The following is a 14,457-nucleotide window of genomic DNA, read 5'->3' on the forward strand; positions in this document are numbered from 1 at the left end:
CCTGGACCAGCCGGAACCCTATTTTGGGAGCACGTTCTCTCTCGCGAAGTACGCCGACGCACGCTTGAGGATCTCGATCTCCATCTCCAGCACCCGATTCCGGCGCCGCAGCTCGACGAGTTCCTTGTGCTCATCGGAGGTGGCACCGGCCTTGCGGCCGGAGTCGATCGCGTCGCGGTTCATCCAGCTCCGAAGGCACGATTCGCTGATGCCGAGATCACGAGCGGTCTGCCCGACGGGGTTGCCCTGGGCGACAAGATCCAGGGCTCGACGCCGGAACTCCGGCGGGTGGGCAGCAGGCATCTCACGGACTCCTTCCGAGACGATCATCGCCTCAACTCAGGTGTTCGGGAAACCGGGTCAAGCTCCCCCTGCAACTAAACCGTCTCCGCGGACGTCAGCCTCCGCAGTGGGGCCCGCTTTGAAATCACAAAGGCTTGGCGGAGCAATCTCGCAAGACGGCGCGGAGACACTTTACATGTGGCGCTTAATTAGTTGGCGGCGGCTTTGTACGCGTCGATGACCGTTCCGGGAACCCGGCCACGGTCGCTGACCGTGTGCCCGTTGGCGCGGGCCCACTCACGCACAGCAGCGAGGTCAACATCGCTCTTCGGACGGGAGGACTGGCTAGCGCGAGTTGACGGGCCGGTCTTCACGGAGCGGGCTGCGTCGACGTAGGGCGTGAGCGCCTTGTAGAACTTGTCGGCGTTCGTGTCGGAGAGGTCGATCTCGTAAGCGCGTCCTTCGATCGAGAAGGTGATCTGCTTCCCTTCGCCGTTGTCGATGACGGTGCCGTCGAGGTCGTCGATGAGCTGTGCGATGTGTTTGGTAGCCATGATGAGCGAAACCTTACACGCGTATATAACGATTTCCAGGGAATGTCACGGATCAAACCACGCCTAATCAGCCGTGGGTGCCGGTACTAGGACGTTCAAGTCATCGAGATTGGTGGTTCCGCCGGGGTGACGCGTGAGGATGAGTGCGTCGTGGCCGAAGGTTCCGCCGTCGATCTTGGTGATGGTCCAGTTCTTGCTGGCGTATTCGGGGACGCGGAGCACGGTGTCGCCGGTAGAAATGCCGGGAGCGCGGTCACCGGTCGCTGCGACGATGACATCTTTTCCTGCACTGGTTTCGATCCAGGCGTACCCGTTCCACATGGCGAGAATGTCTTGGACGCCGGCGTCGGCTGTCTTCTGCGCGTCGACGACATATATATCGGTGTTGTCAACGCTGCGCACGACAAGCCCGGTCTTGTCTGACAGCTTACGGTCGTCCCACACCGATAGCCGGAACGCTGACTCACCGGTGAGCGGGTCTACCGCGTAGCTGACGACGTCGTCGGGGAGTACGCGTGGGGCGCCGGTTTCGTTGTCGAGGAACTTGACGCGGTAGCGTTCGGCGGATTTCGGCGACCGTTCCGTCGTTACAACGTAAGGCGTATCGCCCTCGGCGGAGACAGTTGAGACGCGGCCACTCGTCCACTTGATGCTGCCGTCGGTGGGATCGAGGGCGGTCAGTGCGTCCTGCCAGTCGAGGGCGACCCAGCCGTTTGCGAGTGAGGCGCCGGTCTTGGCTGGTTCTTCTGTCCCTGTTACCCGCCAGGTCTCTGTCGCGGTGGTGACGTCGTAGCCGAGGGCGGCGTAGGTGCCGCCCGCGAGTTCGGTAGTGAAGACGGCGGTGCCGTTCACGACGGTGAAGTAGCGGCTGGGAGTGGCGCCGCCGAGGTCGCCGGGCTCGTACGGGGTGCCGGTGATGTCGCTGGGGAGGTCGGTGCGGGAGAGTTCGGTGCCGGTGTCGTTGTAGACGCGCATCTGGATCTTGTCGGGGGTGGCGTTCAGGCCGGACGCTTCGGTAGCGATGTACACGAGCGCGACGGCGACGGGATCGGCGTCCTCGTCTTGTTCAACCGCCCAGCTGACGCCTTCAACGGTTTCCCCAGGTTCAACATTGAGGGCGATGCTCGCCGGGTCTTGCTGCGCCGTGGAATAGAGGGTGGCCATGCCCCGGGTGTCCCCGCGCATGAGAACAATGTGTGCGCCGGACGCTTCGATGACGTCACTTTCGAGGGCGACATCTTCGAAGACGATGGCGGGCTCGGCCGCGGGCGACGGAACTTGCGCCGTGGTGTCTACCCCAGCCGGCGGGACGGGTTGAGCAGGGTCGCTCGCGCTGCAGGACGCCACCATCAGCGTCAGGGCGAGGACCATGGGGGCAAGGGCGACGGATGGTGCGGGTTTCATACGGGTCTCCGACCGAGAGGGCGTCACAACGCAGATCGTTGTCGCTGAGGATTGGGCGTGCTTACGGCGTTGCCAGACGTGCGCTGGGCTGGGTGTGGGATTTAGAAGGCACCCCAGAGGTCCCATCGGCCCGCGATGACGGCGAATGCGCCGGTAGGGACGCCGATTTGTTCGGCGGTGGCGGCGTCGAGGACGTACGTCTGCGCACCGGGCATTTCCGGCTCCGGTCCGCGGAACGAGACACCCGTTTCAATGACGTCCGGTTCCCACCCGGCCGCGGTGAGGGCGTCCCGCACGGATGTGACGTCGTCTGCGGACGGGCTGAGAACTACACCCGTGACCTGCGTCGACTCGACGACGGAACTGTAGGCCGAGATCACGCAGTCGACCCGGGTGCCGTCCAGAGCGCCCGGTGGAAGCAGGGCGGCGAGGTCAGCTGGTGTGGCCTCCTGCACGGTGTAGTTGCCTGGGTGGTCCCGTCCCGTCGACGATGACTCCAGCGAGGCGGAGTAGTTCTCGAGCAACGTCGCGCACGCGGCACTCACCTCATCCGGGCTGGCCGATGCTGACTCCGCCGGGGCATCGAGGCCACTCGTCGATTCCGACGGCGCAGCGCAGCTGGCGAGGGTCGCCAGCGCGAGCGCTGTGGTCACCGCGAGCGCGATGCGGCGTAGCGGGTCTGTGCTCTGGCAGGCGTCGGCGCAGCCTCTCATCTACTTCTCTTCCTTGGCGCGGCGGTGCATGACGTGGCACGGGACGGCGATGACGAGGCCGATGATGGTGGCGAGGAGCGCCGGGAGGTACTCGTTCGGGTAGTAGCCGATGACGACGAGTTTGACGATTCCGGCGAAGCAGATGATGAGGCCGAGGATGGTGCCGGCCATCCAGAGGGCTGCAGCGTTCATGATGTCCGTCTCTCTCTGCGTCAGATGGACGCGAGAAGAGCGGGCAGCAGCCCGAAGGGGTTCTTGAAGAGGATCCAGAACACCACGCCGCCGACGATGGTCAGGATCGGCATGAACTTTGAGCGGCCCGTCCGAAGAGCGAGCAGCAGCGTGATCACGCCGACCGCAAGCGCGCCGATGGGCAGCAGGATGGTGAGGAAGATCCCGACGTACATCAGGGCCGTGGAGAACAGCCCGCCGATGGCGTCCTTGGTGGCTTCGATGGCGAGGGAGGATGCTTCGGACGCGATCTCGCGACCAGCCGACGGCCGGGGGTTCTCGGAGCTCATAGGTAGGGTCCTTTCGGGTGTGCAGGTGGCGCGTGTCGGAGATGGCAGTTACAAAGTCGCGGACTGCCGGGTCCGGCTCGTCCGGGGAGGGTTCAGGGGCGGGCGTCGCAGTTCTCGCGGACGTAGGTGTCGACGCGGGAGATGGCGCCGCTGTTGAGCAGCGCGGTGGAGAGGGAGCCGAGCCAGTTGCCGTTGCTGGCGTTGTCTTCCTGCTTCTTCCAGGTCTCCGCCACCGACTCTACGTCCGCCTGGATCTCGGACGGGGCGACCGTGGCCAGTTCGTCCCACATGATTTTCAGATCCCCCACCGCCCCGACAGCAGAGAACAGTCCGCCGAGGCTGCCGCCGTCGGCGCTGTTCATCTGCTCGAGATAGGCCGTCTTGTGCTTATCCATGGTCGAGCAGAACGCCTCCACGCTCCGGGTCGGAGCACAGCCCGTCACCACCACCGTCACCGCCGTGAGGATGACGACGGCGCTTGTCTCGCTAGACCCGCGCGGGATGGGTCGAGGGTGCATGGCTCCTCCTTCCGCGAACCATTCGCGGCTCGCTACTTATGAGTAGCACATGTGCCAGGCTTGCTCCATACACAAGACGTTCCGAGGTGCACTGGCCGGGCGCGATCTGTCGACGCGTGGGGGCAAGCGCGGGTGTCGACTGTCGCCTCCGGTGCCGTCAGATCCACGTCGACAGATGTCTTCCGTTCCGCGGGCGTCGGGCACTACGGTGCGAGACCGCGCACCCGCGTCGACGTGGGCGGACTTGGGGGAAGAAAACGTGACTGTAGGAGACGCCGTAGATGACACCGACAAGGAAGAGCGTTGCCCGCCCTGGTGCGTAGCCGACCACCAACACCAAGGCAACGCCGACCAGCGCTGGCACTACAGCGCGTGCGTCGAGCTGCCGCTTGTCGAACTCGCCCCGTTGGGCGGTGTGCCCGGAGAAAAGCTGGTGGACACGGCGGTGGCGTTCGATGTCGCGCTTGAGCGACCTTGGGGTTCGACGACCGCCTATGTTCTGCTCGGCGTCGGGTCCGAACGGGTTCGCACCTTCTGCCTAACGCTCGAGAGCGCCGAGCGGCTTGTCGCGGCCGTGCAGGACGCGGTCCGCGTTGGGAAGCGCAGCGCGTAGCATCGGTCCGCGCTACTTATCAGTCTGTAGATTGATAAGTAGCGCGGCGATGTGCTGAGGGGATGGAAGGCGACCTTCAGCGCACACTCGGGCGCAACCTCCGCGCCCATAGGCAGAAGCTCGGCCTCAGCCAGGAGCAGTTCGCCGAGAAGCTGGGGTACCACCGGACTTACATTGGGGGGATCGAGCAAGGGCTACGGAACTTGAGTCTGCGATCAGTCGAACGGCTCGCCGCGGACTTGCACGTAGATCCGCTTGAGCTTCTCAGAACACCCGAGCAACACGATGAGGCTAACCTCTCAGGTGAGGACGGTGCGCCTAAGCTGCAATACGCGCGATCCCGTGTGCCGGGAGAGTGAATTCACACCGAAAGGAAGACGTGTCTGAGCAGGAGAAGATCGCCCATCTGAGCATGATTCAGCAAGTGATCAATCGAATGGCATCTAATTCAGCCGCCACGAAAACATGGAGCCTCACGCTATCAGCGGCCCTCGTGGCCGTGGCGATATCTTTCGACACACTTTTCATCTTTGGCCTCGCTATATCCGTACCGCTCGTTGGGTTTTGGTACCTAGACGCCTACTATCTACGCCTCGAAAGATCATTTCGTAAACTTTACGTGTCGGCGGCTAACGACACCCCCCAGGTCGGAGCATTCTCGCTTGACTCGACACCATATATGCCCGGAGTACCTTCAATTTTGCGAACTATGGCGAGCGCTTCCGTAGGGCCATTTTACTTAACGCTGATTATTGCGACGACGGTAGTGGCGGCAATTGCGTCGCTAGCACCGAGGTGATTTGTCACTCGGGCGGAGCGATAATGCGCAAGAATGAATCGGCGCCTGGATGAAACTTGTAACTTGAGTCTCGGACCTCCCACTCGATCCCGCGTCGAGAAAGTTCACTCTGCACCACATTCAAATGCCTCGTCGCATCACCATAGAAACCCACTAATGGGTAGATCCGTACTTCCGCGCGGGCTAGGCGGACCATTTCCAGCGTTATTCTGACGTGGGCTTCAGGCGACAATGATGCTGCGTGCGTGAATAGAAAGTGAGACGAGAGTACCGTGTCGAACGCGCGGCTCGGAATATTCGTATTTGGCATGCTATGTGAAATGTAGCGCTCCGGGGCTTCCATGAGATGATTCAAGAAGGCGGCAGCTGAAGTCAGTCGAGTAAGGCCGTGAGACTCCCGCCCCGTGAAAAAACCATCCCATTGAAATGAACTCACCTGAGCGTTCACATTCTCCCACGCCTCCGCAACGCCCCCAATCGCTCGATCGACAACCGCGTAGAGATCTAGCGAATACAAGGGATCAAGCGCAACAGCGTCATAGCCAAGATGGCACGCCTCCGCAGTGAAGCTAGCGGCGCCTGCGGCTACATCGAGCAGTTGTGACCGGAGTTCAAGGTCCCCCAAATTGAACATCATCACATACTCGGCGAAACTCCTTGCACTTACAAACATCAGGTTCCCGGGATGCCGGTCTTTTGGGACTTGTAGTCTTCGAATAGTTCCGCGACATCAGCGGCGATTCTAGACCGCTGGTACCGTCTGGAGGCGCTCATGCTGTCTATCAGCCGCTGCAACCATTGAAAATGCCACGCAGTTCGAAAATCAACAGGGGCGTCGAAGACGGGTCTCAAAGCTAGAGGTACAGCGTCGAGATTGTCTGACTTAAGGTATGCGGTAGCCAGGTGAATACATGCGATCAATTTATCTGAGTAAGACCGATCCTCTGGATCGCCGTGAGCAAAAAGCCTCACTGCGGTCTCCGAGTTTTCAGCCGCTTCTGGCGCATGGGTCGAGTCGAGCCCAAGGAGTGCACTGCCGGCATAGTAGTGAAGCTTCGATAGAGGGAATTTGAAGATTCCTACCTCGAATTTCTCGCTCTTAACATTGGAAGCAAAAGCCTCCTCCGCGAGTCGCACGGCTTCAATAGTGGCCTCCTCCGCGTGTTGCTCGGAGTGCCCAAGGGAGTTCTGTGCGTGCAGGCGGGCAGCCGCCGAACTACTGAGCGAAAGGCGCAAAGCGTTCTCTGTCACTGCAAGACTCTGGTCAAACGAGCCCTCGAAGCGCAAAATCATAGCCTGAGTGCCCGCACCCCAGGCAAATAAGGCTTCCGCGTCACCCATGCGAGCACTCTTCTGCATAGCGAGCGCATGTTGATAGGACGTTTGGGTATCACCAAGATCGAGCGTTGCATACGAGAGCAAGCCCGAGCATTGTGCATATATTCGATAAAGATCAGTCAGCTCAGAAGGCGACCGCGTCGCTTCTATCGCCGTCTGGACCTGAGCTCTAACGGTAGTCGTCTTCTCAAGAATTATCTGCGGGGCCGTGTTTGCGTACGCTCTCGATAGCCCAGTTGCTTCCCGCGCCCACAGATCGATTAGCGAAGAATCCAAGTCCCCCATGTTCATTTTTACGAAAGCTAGCGAGTCGAGTGCTGCCTTGCGGGAGGCGCTGAGGTACCGAGAACTGCTCATGTCGCTCTCCTCGTAATGAGTGCGCGGTGGAAATGAAACTGAATTCGATTGATCTTGAGGGTCCAGATCTGAAGCGGCTGCTTTCCCCACGAGTTGCTCGCGTAATGCTCGTCGAGCTTCTGATTCGTCCAGATTACGAAGGTCGACCCTCAACAGGTCTCCGTACAACGCTGGGAGGTCGATATCTTCGACCTGGAGAGCGACAATCCTAATTCTCTCCGCCCTCGAGAGTCCGTAGGCGGCTCTGAACTCGTCATTCGTCCAGCGTTCAACGTCGAAATAGTCGCGAGTTAGCAGCGACAGGAATACTGTCGCCGATCTCAAGGAAGCGTTGATCTGTGTCTGAAGTTCGTCGCCAGCTCTCCAAGTTGTGACATCGCGAATTGCGCTCAGCCCGAGCGACGTTATCTCAGCTTCCACCCAGTCGGCCCATGCATTCGCGGCTGCAGTATATGAGATAAATACCGAGCGATTGTGCGCCTTAGACGGAAACTTCGACATCCCGCTCGGAGGAGACAAACCCGCCAACTTCCGCATACCCCGGGCCACTAGGGCGACCGCGAACTACTGAGCCCACCCCGTGTAGTACAGATATTTCTCGCCCGAGAGTTGCGGCCAGCTTCATCACGCCTGAACCGTTCGCCTCATCCTCCGGAATACCCCAATCAGCCGCGAAGGTTCTTGCTCTCACCATGCCGCTCGGCTCATCTGACCACGACCACAAAACTGTGTAGCCTTGTGAGGGGTCCAAGGGTCCGGTTAGATCCTCTACCGCCTCAGCGCTTGGCAGCCTCTCAAACATCCACGGCGGCGTGGAAATTAAAGCAGATCGAACCCAAGTTCCTCGGTTGTCATTCCAGGCTTCAACCCGGCCCGCGCGAGTCTCCACACTCGTAACCTCTTGATCGCCGATTTCCGAGATGTAGTTGACTGCACCGACGAGGGCGTGCCCGGCGAAATCTATTTCCGTTTGCGGAGTGAATATTCGCACGGATGGAACCGTGAATGATGTGATAAATATGGTTTCGCTGAAGCCTGTCGCTAGCGATATACGCTGACGCAGGTCGTCATCATAATCCGGAGAGTCGGCGACCAGGCCGACGGGATTCCCGAACTGGCCATCTTTGTTGGCGAAAACACGTCGAACGCTAACGTGGACAGATCTCATATTGCTCCATTCTACATCTAGTAGTCAAATAGTTCAAAGTTTCTATATAGATTTCGAGGAATTCTGGAAATTCGCGTTGCGGCGGGCCCATCAGAATTTGCTTCGTCAGTGGGTGAGCAGCGAGCTTGACTGCCCAGCGTGCAGCAGTCGGTGTCAGCGCCTACGCAGATCCTCTCGGTCAATAGGTCAATCGTCAACCGCCAACGTGACAATGGGCCTCCCGGCAGAGGGACGACGCTCGCACTCCCGCGGGGTTCGCCTGAACACGCAGGCTGAGGTCCCACCTTCTGACGAGTCGGCATCGTTTGCGTCGCGCGTGCGTTGATGTCGGGTACGCAGAAGAGGTCGATCTGGTGGCAGTACCGCATGGAACCGGACTGCAGTCAGGCTCCCTAGGCCGCACGTCCAGTTTCCTTCGTGAGACGACCGCCCCGACGAACTGAAGTCCCGCGCGCATGGCACATGGCTTGCTTTGCTCGAGAGCCTCGCATTGATTCGCTCGGAACGTGCGAAACGCAGCCGCGCATGTGTGCACTACTCGATGTCCTGGCCCGTGTCCCTCACGAGATTTTTCGACCTCTTCGACGCCGCAAGAAGGTGGTCGTACAGATGAGCACCCCCTACGGCTGCCCTTGCCTGCCTCGGCAGGTGGTACCAGTCCGCAATCTGGTCCCATTCCGCATCGATGAGCCTCATGTAGTCCTCGCAGGCAGCCAGCATCAGGTGTGGCTGGCTCGCCGCGCGTTGCTCTTCGATCTGTACGTCTGCGGCCTGGGCGATCTGTTGTTGCCACTGCGCGTGGAGGGCCTGGCCGCGGGGGAACGCAAGGACGATTTCCCAGAAGTGGTCGAGTTCTTCGCCGCCGCTGGCGGCTAGTTGTCGCCTCAGCCAGGCCTCGTCGTCGCGGAAGAAGTCGTTATGCCAGCCGATCCGGTACACCGCGTCTGCGATCGCCTGTTCCGTGTCGGGGTCTGACGCGAGCCAGAGCCCGCCGTGCTTGCTGATGAACCGTTTCCGCTCGAGGAGGAACTTGACGTAGAAGTGGAGTGCTTCTCGCGCCTGGCTGCGGGCGTATTCGACCGGGTCGTACGCCTGTTCGCTGTTCTCGTCCCACGGCAGGTGCGGGAGTGGTTCGTCCTGGTAATGGGCGATGGCGGCTTCGATGGCTGCGGCGAGACCGGACACGGGTGTCCAGATGCGGTAGTACGCCTCGAACCGTTCGACCCACTGAACGGCCAGGCGGCTGTCAGCGGGGTGCCGCTTCGACTCCATGGCAATCTTGGCCTGTCGGAGCCGCGCGTCATGAGCCTGTTCGAGGATGGCTTCAACGACCTGTCCGAGGAGCTCGCGTTCGGGCTTCTTCCGGAATGTCTCGGCTACAAGTCCGTACTGCTCCGCGGCGCTCTTGCGGCGCTGACCCGAGCTCCACAGTGCAGTGCCCGGGTACAGGCCGAGCGAGTACTCCGCCGCTTCCTGCAGCGAGCCGCCGCCGAGCGCGTCTACGGCGTTGCGCAGCAGGCGAACGATCGGCGCAGGTTCAGCATCAGCCCCGTCGGTGAGGTCACACAGCACAGCCATGCGCCGCAGCGCCTGCGGCTGTAGTGCGCGGAGCCGGCCGATGCCGAGGGCGCGTACCTGCAGGACGTCCTCGAGCACCTCGTCAAAGGTGGGTGTGACTTCCCCCGTCATGCCCTCATATTGCCCGACTTCACCGACTATTGCCCCGTTCCTGACCTTCGTCGTGCCCACCCCATGCGACGCACGCCTCAGTTAGCTGAGAACAGCGAGAAACACTCGCTCTCGAGGAGGGAGAGAACATGGCAATGGACATCGTGCCGCTGTTCGGGTCGGTCACGACCCAGAGCGGTGGCAAGCTGAGCGGCAGCCTGGCGCGCCAGGCCAAGCGTCAGCAGGAAGAGATCGAGCTGCGCACCGAGCGCTTCGCGGTCGAGGAGCAGGCCCGCGCGTTTCTGGCCTCGCAGGCGATGAGCAATGTCTCGGTGCTTGTGTTGCAGGCCCGAGCGCACATCGCCGTCGACCCCGGCGGTGCAGACATCTACGAGGGACTCATCCGCGGACACGCGGCGGGTTCCGCTAACCGTTTGAGCCGGTTCTGATGACCATCCTCGACATCTTCTGGGGCGTGCTTGTCTTCGTGTTCTGGGTGGGCGTTGGTGTTGGCCTGCTGTACGTCCTGGCCCTCGCCATCGACTACGTCGATACCTGGCTGACCGTGCGGCAGCAGGAGCGCCGCGCGGAGATCGAGCGAGCACTCGAACGGAAGCAGGCGGAACTCCGTCGTACCGTGCTGGCGCTCGCTGATGCTCTTGCCGAAGAGCGGGTCGCTGCGCTGAAGACGAGCGAGCAGATGGTCGCTCGCGCTTATCTCACGACCGGCCGCGTGCCGTAGAGGGAGGGAAGCCTGGGGCGACGGTGGCCTCCGTCACCGTCGCCCTAGAGTTCTCTTCACAAGAGAGGCCACCTCGCCTGGACGCGGGCGAATTCTTGGATCCGTCTTTACGGAATCCATGTTGGAGCGACCGGACGGTTTACGAACCGTGCCGGGTCCGTCATAAGTAAGGGCAGCAGTCCCAGCGGTCCGCCCGAACCCCCTCACCACGAGCGGTGTTCGGCGTGCCCGCATTCTTCACTTCGGCTGCCGAAAGGAGGATTCACATGTCCGAGAACAACATCATCGTCACCACCACGCCGCCGGAGGACGCCCCGCCTGGCGCGTCGACCACGGCGGAGACGTTCGTCACGATCATCGCCGACCCGCCGTGGGGCAACTCGGGGCAGAAGGGCAAGTACGGCGCGATCTCCCACTACGACCTGATGTCGATCGACCGCATCGCCGCCATGCCCGTCTGCGACCTCGCAGCCGACAACGCCCACCTCTACCTCTGGTGCTACCCGGCGGTCCGCCGCATCGCCGAGGAGGTCATGGAGGCCTGGGGGTTCCGCTTCGTGGACGAGTTCATCTGGGGCAAGGACCAGATGGGCCTGGGCCAGTACTTCCGCCACGCCCACGAGACGCTGCTGCTCGGCGTGAAAGGAAGCCTCCCGGTGACATTCCGCGGCCAACGGTCGTTCGCGATGCTGCCCCGCCAGGCCCACTCCCACAAGCCCGAAGAGGTGCACGTCATGGTGCAGCGGATGAGCCCCGGCCCCTACCTGGAGCTTTTCGCCCGTCGCCCGTTCCCGGGCTTCAAGGTCTGGGGCAACGAGGTCGACTCCGACGTCTCCATCCCGGGCTACCCGGTGCCGAGCGACCCGACCACGCCGTCGGAGGTGCCCCATGCCTGACACCACCGCCCATGCCTCTCGCCACCTGAAGGAGTCTGTTCGTGTCGTCGCCGGAGAAGGGTCCCGTGGCCCGGTTCGTGTCCGCCGCGTGGGCGGTGCTGTTCGCCTGCATCATGCTCTGGGCCGCCGTCTGGATCATCCGACAGATCATCTGGTGGCTGGTCGCCCTCGCGGTGGTCGCCGTCCTGATCTGGGTCGCCGCCCTGCTCCTTCGGTGGCGGCGCGACCGGTGGCTTCGGTAGGGGGCCGCTCATGACCGGCTCATCGCAGCCGCGCCGTGGCCGTGGCCGTCCGCGCCGCGAGTACCGCATCCGCGTTCGCGCCGAACGCCGCGAGAAGCCTGACTACGACAAGCTCGCCCGCGCCCTGCTCGAACACGCCGCCATGGAACAGGCGAAGAAGACGCCGCCCGTTCCCGAGCCCACCGTCGACGGCGCGCCCGTGGTCGTCGACGAGGACATCTCCCCGCCGATGAGCGACACCGACAAGCCCGACACCGAGACGGACGGAGGGCGCCCATGACCGAGGCCTGGCGTCAGCTGCACTGGCCGCGCCCCTTCGACGCCACCGCGGCCCTCGGGTTTCTCGAAACGCTTGCGGCGGATGAGGCGCGTGGGCCGGTGGTGTTCGAGGCCCGGAGTGAGGCTGGTGTCATCCGGCATCTGCTCGGTGGGCACCGCGTCACCGTCTCCAGCGTCGGCAGCAGCCTGCGCCGTCTCCTTCCCGGCGTCTCGGTCACGGAGCTCGATGGCGCCCGCGTCCCGGTGGAGCGGGCTGGGCGGGTGCGGATCCGTCAGCGCCACCTGGGCCTGAGTCTCGATACGTCAGGGGCGGCGCTACGCGCGCTCTACTCGGCGTTGTCGCAGGCCACCGGAAAGGGCGACGTGCTCGTGCTCCAGGTGATCCTGGGCGCAAGTGTCCCGCCGCAGCCGATGCCGGCGTTCACGCCGGACCCGAACCTGACCATCTTCGACCTCGTCACCGTCGGCACCCGCCCCGCCCAACCCGAGGTCCGCGCTGACCTGCGCGACAAGCTCGCCCAGTACCGCTTCCGCGCCACCATCCGCGTCGGTGTCACCGCCGCCAGCCCGGTGCGCCGCCGTCTTCTGGTGCACGCTGTACTGGCAGCCCTCCGGCAACTCCAGACCGGGTCGACCCGTATTGACCTGGTCTCCGGTCGCCCGGACCTGGTCGACTTGGCGGTCATCCCGGCGAAGAAGCCGCTGCGCCTCACCGCCGCCGAGGCCCTCTGCCTCGTCGGGTGGCCCACCGGCGACGGCCCGCTGGCGGGCATGCCGCCGATCTACCCGCGCCTACTCAGCCCGCCGACCGGGGTGACGCCCAGCATCGAGCGGGTGTTCGCCCGCACCACCGCACCCGGCCCGAGCCTCCCTGTCGGGATCTCCATGAAAGACGCCGTCCGGCACACCCACATCATGGGGCCGAACGGCGTGGGGAAGAGCACGGTGATGGTCAACTTGATCGCCGCCGACATCGCCGCAGGCAGAAGCGTCGTCGTCATCGATGCCAAACGCGACCTCGCCATGGACACCCTCACCGTCATCCCCGACCACCGAGCCGGGGACGTCGTCGTCCTGGACCCGATCAGCCCCGAACCGGTCGGCCTGAACCCGTTCGCCGGAGCCGGGGACGATGCGCCCCTCGTCGCCGACCGGCTCCTTGCCGTGTTTCGGAGCTTGTTCCCGTCGGCGTTCGGCCCGCGCACCAGCGACGCCGTCCACGCCTCACTCCTCACCCTCGCCGGCATGACCGGCTCCACCCTGGCCGACCTTCCCCGGCTCCTCATGGATGACCCGTTCCGTCGCCGCCACACGGCGGGACTGCCTGACCCGTCGCTGGTGGAGTTCTGGGCCCAGTACGACGCCCTTACCCCGGGCGCGAAGGCGAACATGGTCGGCCCCGTCCTGACCCGGCTGCGGCAGTTCCTGCTGCGCCCCAGCATCCGTGCCGTCCTCGACCAACCCACCCCGCGCTTCAACCTCCGCGACCTCTTCGACAAACCTCGGATCCTGATCGTCCCCCTCAACCGGGGGCTGCTCGGCCCGGTCGCCGCCGAGCTGGTCGGGTCGCTACTCGTATCGCAGCTGTGGCAGCTGACGCTGGCTCGGGCAGGGGTGCCGAAGGAGCAGCGCCGCCCGGTGTCGATCTACCTCGACGAAGCACAGATGTTCGTCAAGCAGGAGTCCGACCTCGGTGAAGCGCTGGAGCAGTCCCGGTCGATGAACGTCGCCTGGCACCTCGCCCACCAACACCGCGCCCAGCTACCGGCGAGCCTGCTGGCCGGCATCGCCGCCAACGCGCGCAACAAGATCCAGTTCCAAGCCGACCCCACCGACGCCGCCGCCGTCACCAAATACTCCTCGCTGACGCCCGAGGACGTGATGAAGCTGCCCCCGTACCACGTCTACGTCGACCTGCTCGCCGGTGGGGTGCAGTCCGGCTGGTTCTCGGCCATCACCCTGCCACCCCCAGCCGCGGTATCCCACCCGGACTGCATCCTCGCCGAAAGCCACGCCCGCTACGGCGCACACCCCACCACCACCCCCAACGACAACGACAACGATGACCCGACGGGTGAGAAAACAAGTAATGAAACCGGCATCACCCCGAGAGGTAACGGCTCGAGTGAAGTTCCGGACGACGAGCCCATCGGCCGCCGCCCACGAGGTGAAGCATGACCGCCGAACTCGCACTCATCAGAAGAGGAGCGGGCTGTCCGGTCGCTCGTCCGGTCGACCGTCCAGTCGCCGGAACTTCGCACCCCGTTCTCCCGCGTGATCCCGGGGCTTTTGGGCCGAGTTGGGAGCGGACTACTCCGCCCCTGGCGGAGTCCCTGAACGCCCACCAACTCGCCAAGCCCCAG

Annotated in this window: 19 protein-coding genes; 8 read left to right on the plus strand and 11 right to left on the minus strand. The window is 63.3% G+C overall.

All coding sequences use genetic code 11. The features are described from left to right. Window positions 1-18 precede the first annotated feature (18 nt). From QE392_RS09100 to QE392_RS09130, 7 genes are all read right to left on the minus strand, one after another. Window positions 19-303 (minus strand): transposase, encoded by a 285-nt coding sequence (locus tag QE392_RS09100; protein WP_307450864.1) that lies wholly within the window; start codon window positions 301-303, stop codon window positions 19-21. A 188-nt stretch (window positions 304-491) separates the two neighbouring features. After that, window positions 492-836, minus strand: coding sequence for a histone-like nucleoid-structuring protein Lsr2 (locus QE392_RS09105; RefSeq protein ID WP_307450866.1), 345 nt, complete (start codon window positions 834-836; stop codon window positions 492-494). A 63-nt stretch (window positions 837-899) separates the two neighbouring features. Continuing rightward, on the minus strand, window positions 900-2,207 hold the full coding sequence (locus QE392_RS09110) for a hypothetical protein (protein WP_307450868.1): 1,308 nt from the start codon (window positions 2,205-2,207) through the stop codon (window positions 900-902). Between the two features lie 134 nt (window positions 2,208-2,341). After that, the gene (locus tag QE392_RS09115) at window positions 2,342-2,893 is read right to left on the minus strand and encodes a hypothetical protein (RefSeq protein ID WP_307450870.1); all 552 of its coding nucleotides are present in this window, start codon (window positions 2,891-2,893) and stop codon (window positions 2,342-2,344) included. Window positions 2,894-2,953: 60 nt separating this feature from the next. After that, window positions 2,954-3,223, minus strand: a complete 270-nt coding sequence (locus tag QE392_RS09120) for a MotA/TolQ/ExbB proton channel family protein (RefSeq protein WP_307454077.1) — start codon at window positions 3,221-3,223, stop codon at window positions 2,954-2,956. Then, window positions 3,166-3,474, minus strand: coding sequence for a hypothetical protein (locus QE392_RS09125; protein ID WP_307450872.1), 309 nt, complete (start codon window positions 3,472-3,474; stop codon window positions 3,166-3,168). The genes QE392_RS09120 and QE392_RS09125 overlap by 58 nt, the downstream gene beginning before the upstream one ends. 92 nt (window positions 3,475-3,566) lie before the next feature. Further along, entirely contained in the window at window positions 3,567-3,992 is a 426-nt protein-coding gene (locus QE392_RS09130; RefSeq protein ID WP_307450874.1) for a hypothetical protein, read from the minus strand. A 259-nt stretch (window positions 3,993-4,251) separates the two neighbouring features. Here QE392_RS09130 and QE392_RS09135 point away from each other — a divergent pair, with 259 nt between their 5' ends. Together QE392_RS09135 and QE392_RS17530 are read left to right on the plus strand one after the other, a co-directional pair. After that, window positions 4,252-4,605, plus strand: coding sequence for a DUF6907 domain-containing protein (locus QE392_RS09135; RefSeq protein ID WP_307450875.1), 354 nt, complete (start codon window positions 4,252-4,254; stop codon window positions 4,603-4,605). A gap of 62 nt (window positions 4,606-4,667) precedes the next feature. Further along, the gene (locus QE392_RS17530; RefSeq protein ID WP_373426455.1) at window positions 4,668-4,964 is read left to right on the plus strand and encodes a helix-turn-helix domain-containing protein; all 297 of its coding nucleotides are present in this window, start codon (window positions 4,668-4,670) and stop codon (window positions 4,962-4,964) included. Between the two features lie 444 nt (window positions 4,965-5,408). Here the strand turns inward: QE392_RS17530 and QE392_RS09140 are convergent, their stop codons facing one another. The 4 genes from QE392_RS09140 to QE392_RS09155 form a co-directional block, all read right to left on the minus strand. Beyond that, complete coding sequence (locus QE392_RS09140; protein WP_307450877.1) at window positions 5,409-6,044, minus strand: hypothetical protein; 636 nt, start codon at window positions 6,042-6,044, stop codon at window positions 5,409-5,411. 32 nt (window positions 6,045-6,076) lie between these two features. Further along, window positions 6,077-7,600 (minus strand): toll/interleukin-1 receptor domain-containing protein, encoded by a 1,524-nt coding sequence (locus QE392_RS09145; protein ID WP_307450879.1) that lies wholly within the window; start codon window positions 7,598-7,600, stop codon window positions 6,077-6,079. Beyond that, entirely contained in the window at window positions 7,581-8,267 is a 687-nt protein-coding gene (locus QE392_RS09150; RefSeq protein ID WP_307450880.1) for a PhzF family phenazine biosynthesis protein, read from the minus strand. Before QE392_RS09150 ends, QE392_RS09145 begins: the two co-directional genes overlap by 20 nt. Window positions 8,268-8,801: 534 nt before the next feature. After that, a complete protein-coding gene (locus QE392_RS09155; protein ID WP_307450882.1) occupies window positions 8,802-9,956 on the minus strand; it encodes a hypothetical protein in 1,155 nt (384 codons plus the stop codon). Between the two features lie 128 nt (window positions 9,957-10,084). Between QE392_RS09155 and QE392_RS09160 the strand changes: the two genes are divergently transcribed. From QE392_RS09160 to QE392_RS09185, 6 genes are all read left to right on the plus strand, one after another. Then, window positions 10,085-10,384 carry a hypothetical protein gene (locus QE392_RS09160; protein WP_307450884.1) on the plus strand — a complete coding sequence of 100 codons (300 nt, stop codon included), beginning with the start codon at window positions 10,085-10,087 and terminating at the stop codon, window positions 10,382-10,384. Then, window positions 10,384-10,677, plus strand: coding sequence for a hypothetical protein (locus tag QE392_RS09165; RefSeq protein WP_307450886.1), 294 nt, complete (start codon window positions 10,384-10,386; stop codon window positions 10,675-10,677). Before QE392_RS09160 ends, QE392_RS09165 begins: the two co-directional genes overlap by 1 nt. Window positions 10,678-10,943: 266 nt before the next feature. After that, window positions 10,944-11,573 carry an MT-A70 family methyltransferase gene (locus QE392_RS09170; protein ID WP_307450888.1) on the plus strand — a complete coding sequence of 210 codons (630 nt, stop codon included), beginning with the start codon at window positions 10,944-10,946 and terminating at the stop codon, window positions 11,571-11,573. Between the two features lie 65 nt (window positions 11,574-11,638). Then, entirely contained in the window at window positions 11,639-11,815 is a 177-nt protein-coding gene (locus QE392_RS09175; RefSeq protein ID WP_307450889.1) for a hypothetical protein, read from the plus strand. Window positions 11,816-11,825: 10 nt separating this feature from the next. Continuing rightward, a complete protein-coding gene (locus QE392_RS09180; protein WP_307450891.1) occupies window positions 11,826-12,095 on the plus strand; it encodes a hypothetical protein in 270 nt (89 codons plus the stop codon). Then, window positions 12,092-14,272, plus strand: coding sequence for a type IV secretory system conjugative DNA transfer family protein (locus QE392_RS09185; RefSeq protein ID WP_307450893.1), 2,181 nt, complete (start codon window positions 12,092-12,094; stop codon window positions 14,270-14,272). The genes QE392_RS09180 and QE392_RS09185 overlap by 4 nt, the downstream gene beginning before the upstream one ends. Window positions 14,273-14,457 lie beyond the last annotated feature (185 nt).

It is taken from the genome of Microbacterium proteolyticum (assembly GCF_030818075.1).
In the GTDB taxonomy this organism is placed as follows: Bacteria; Actinomycetota; Actinomycetes; order Actinomycetales; family Microbacteriaceae; genus Microbacterium; species Microbacterium proteolyticum_A.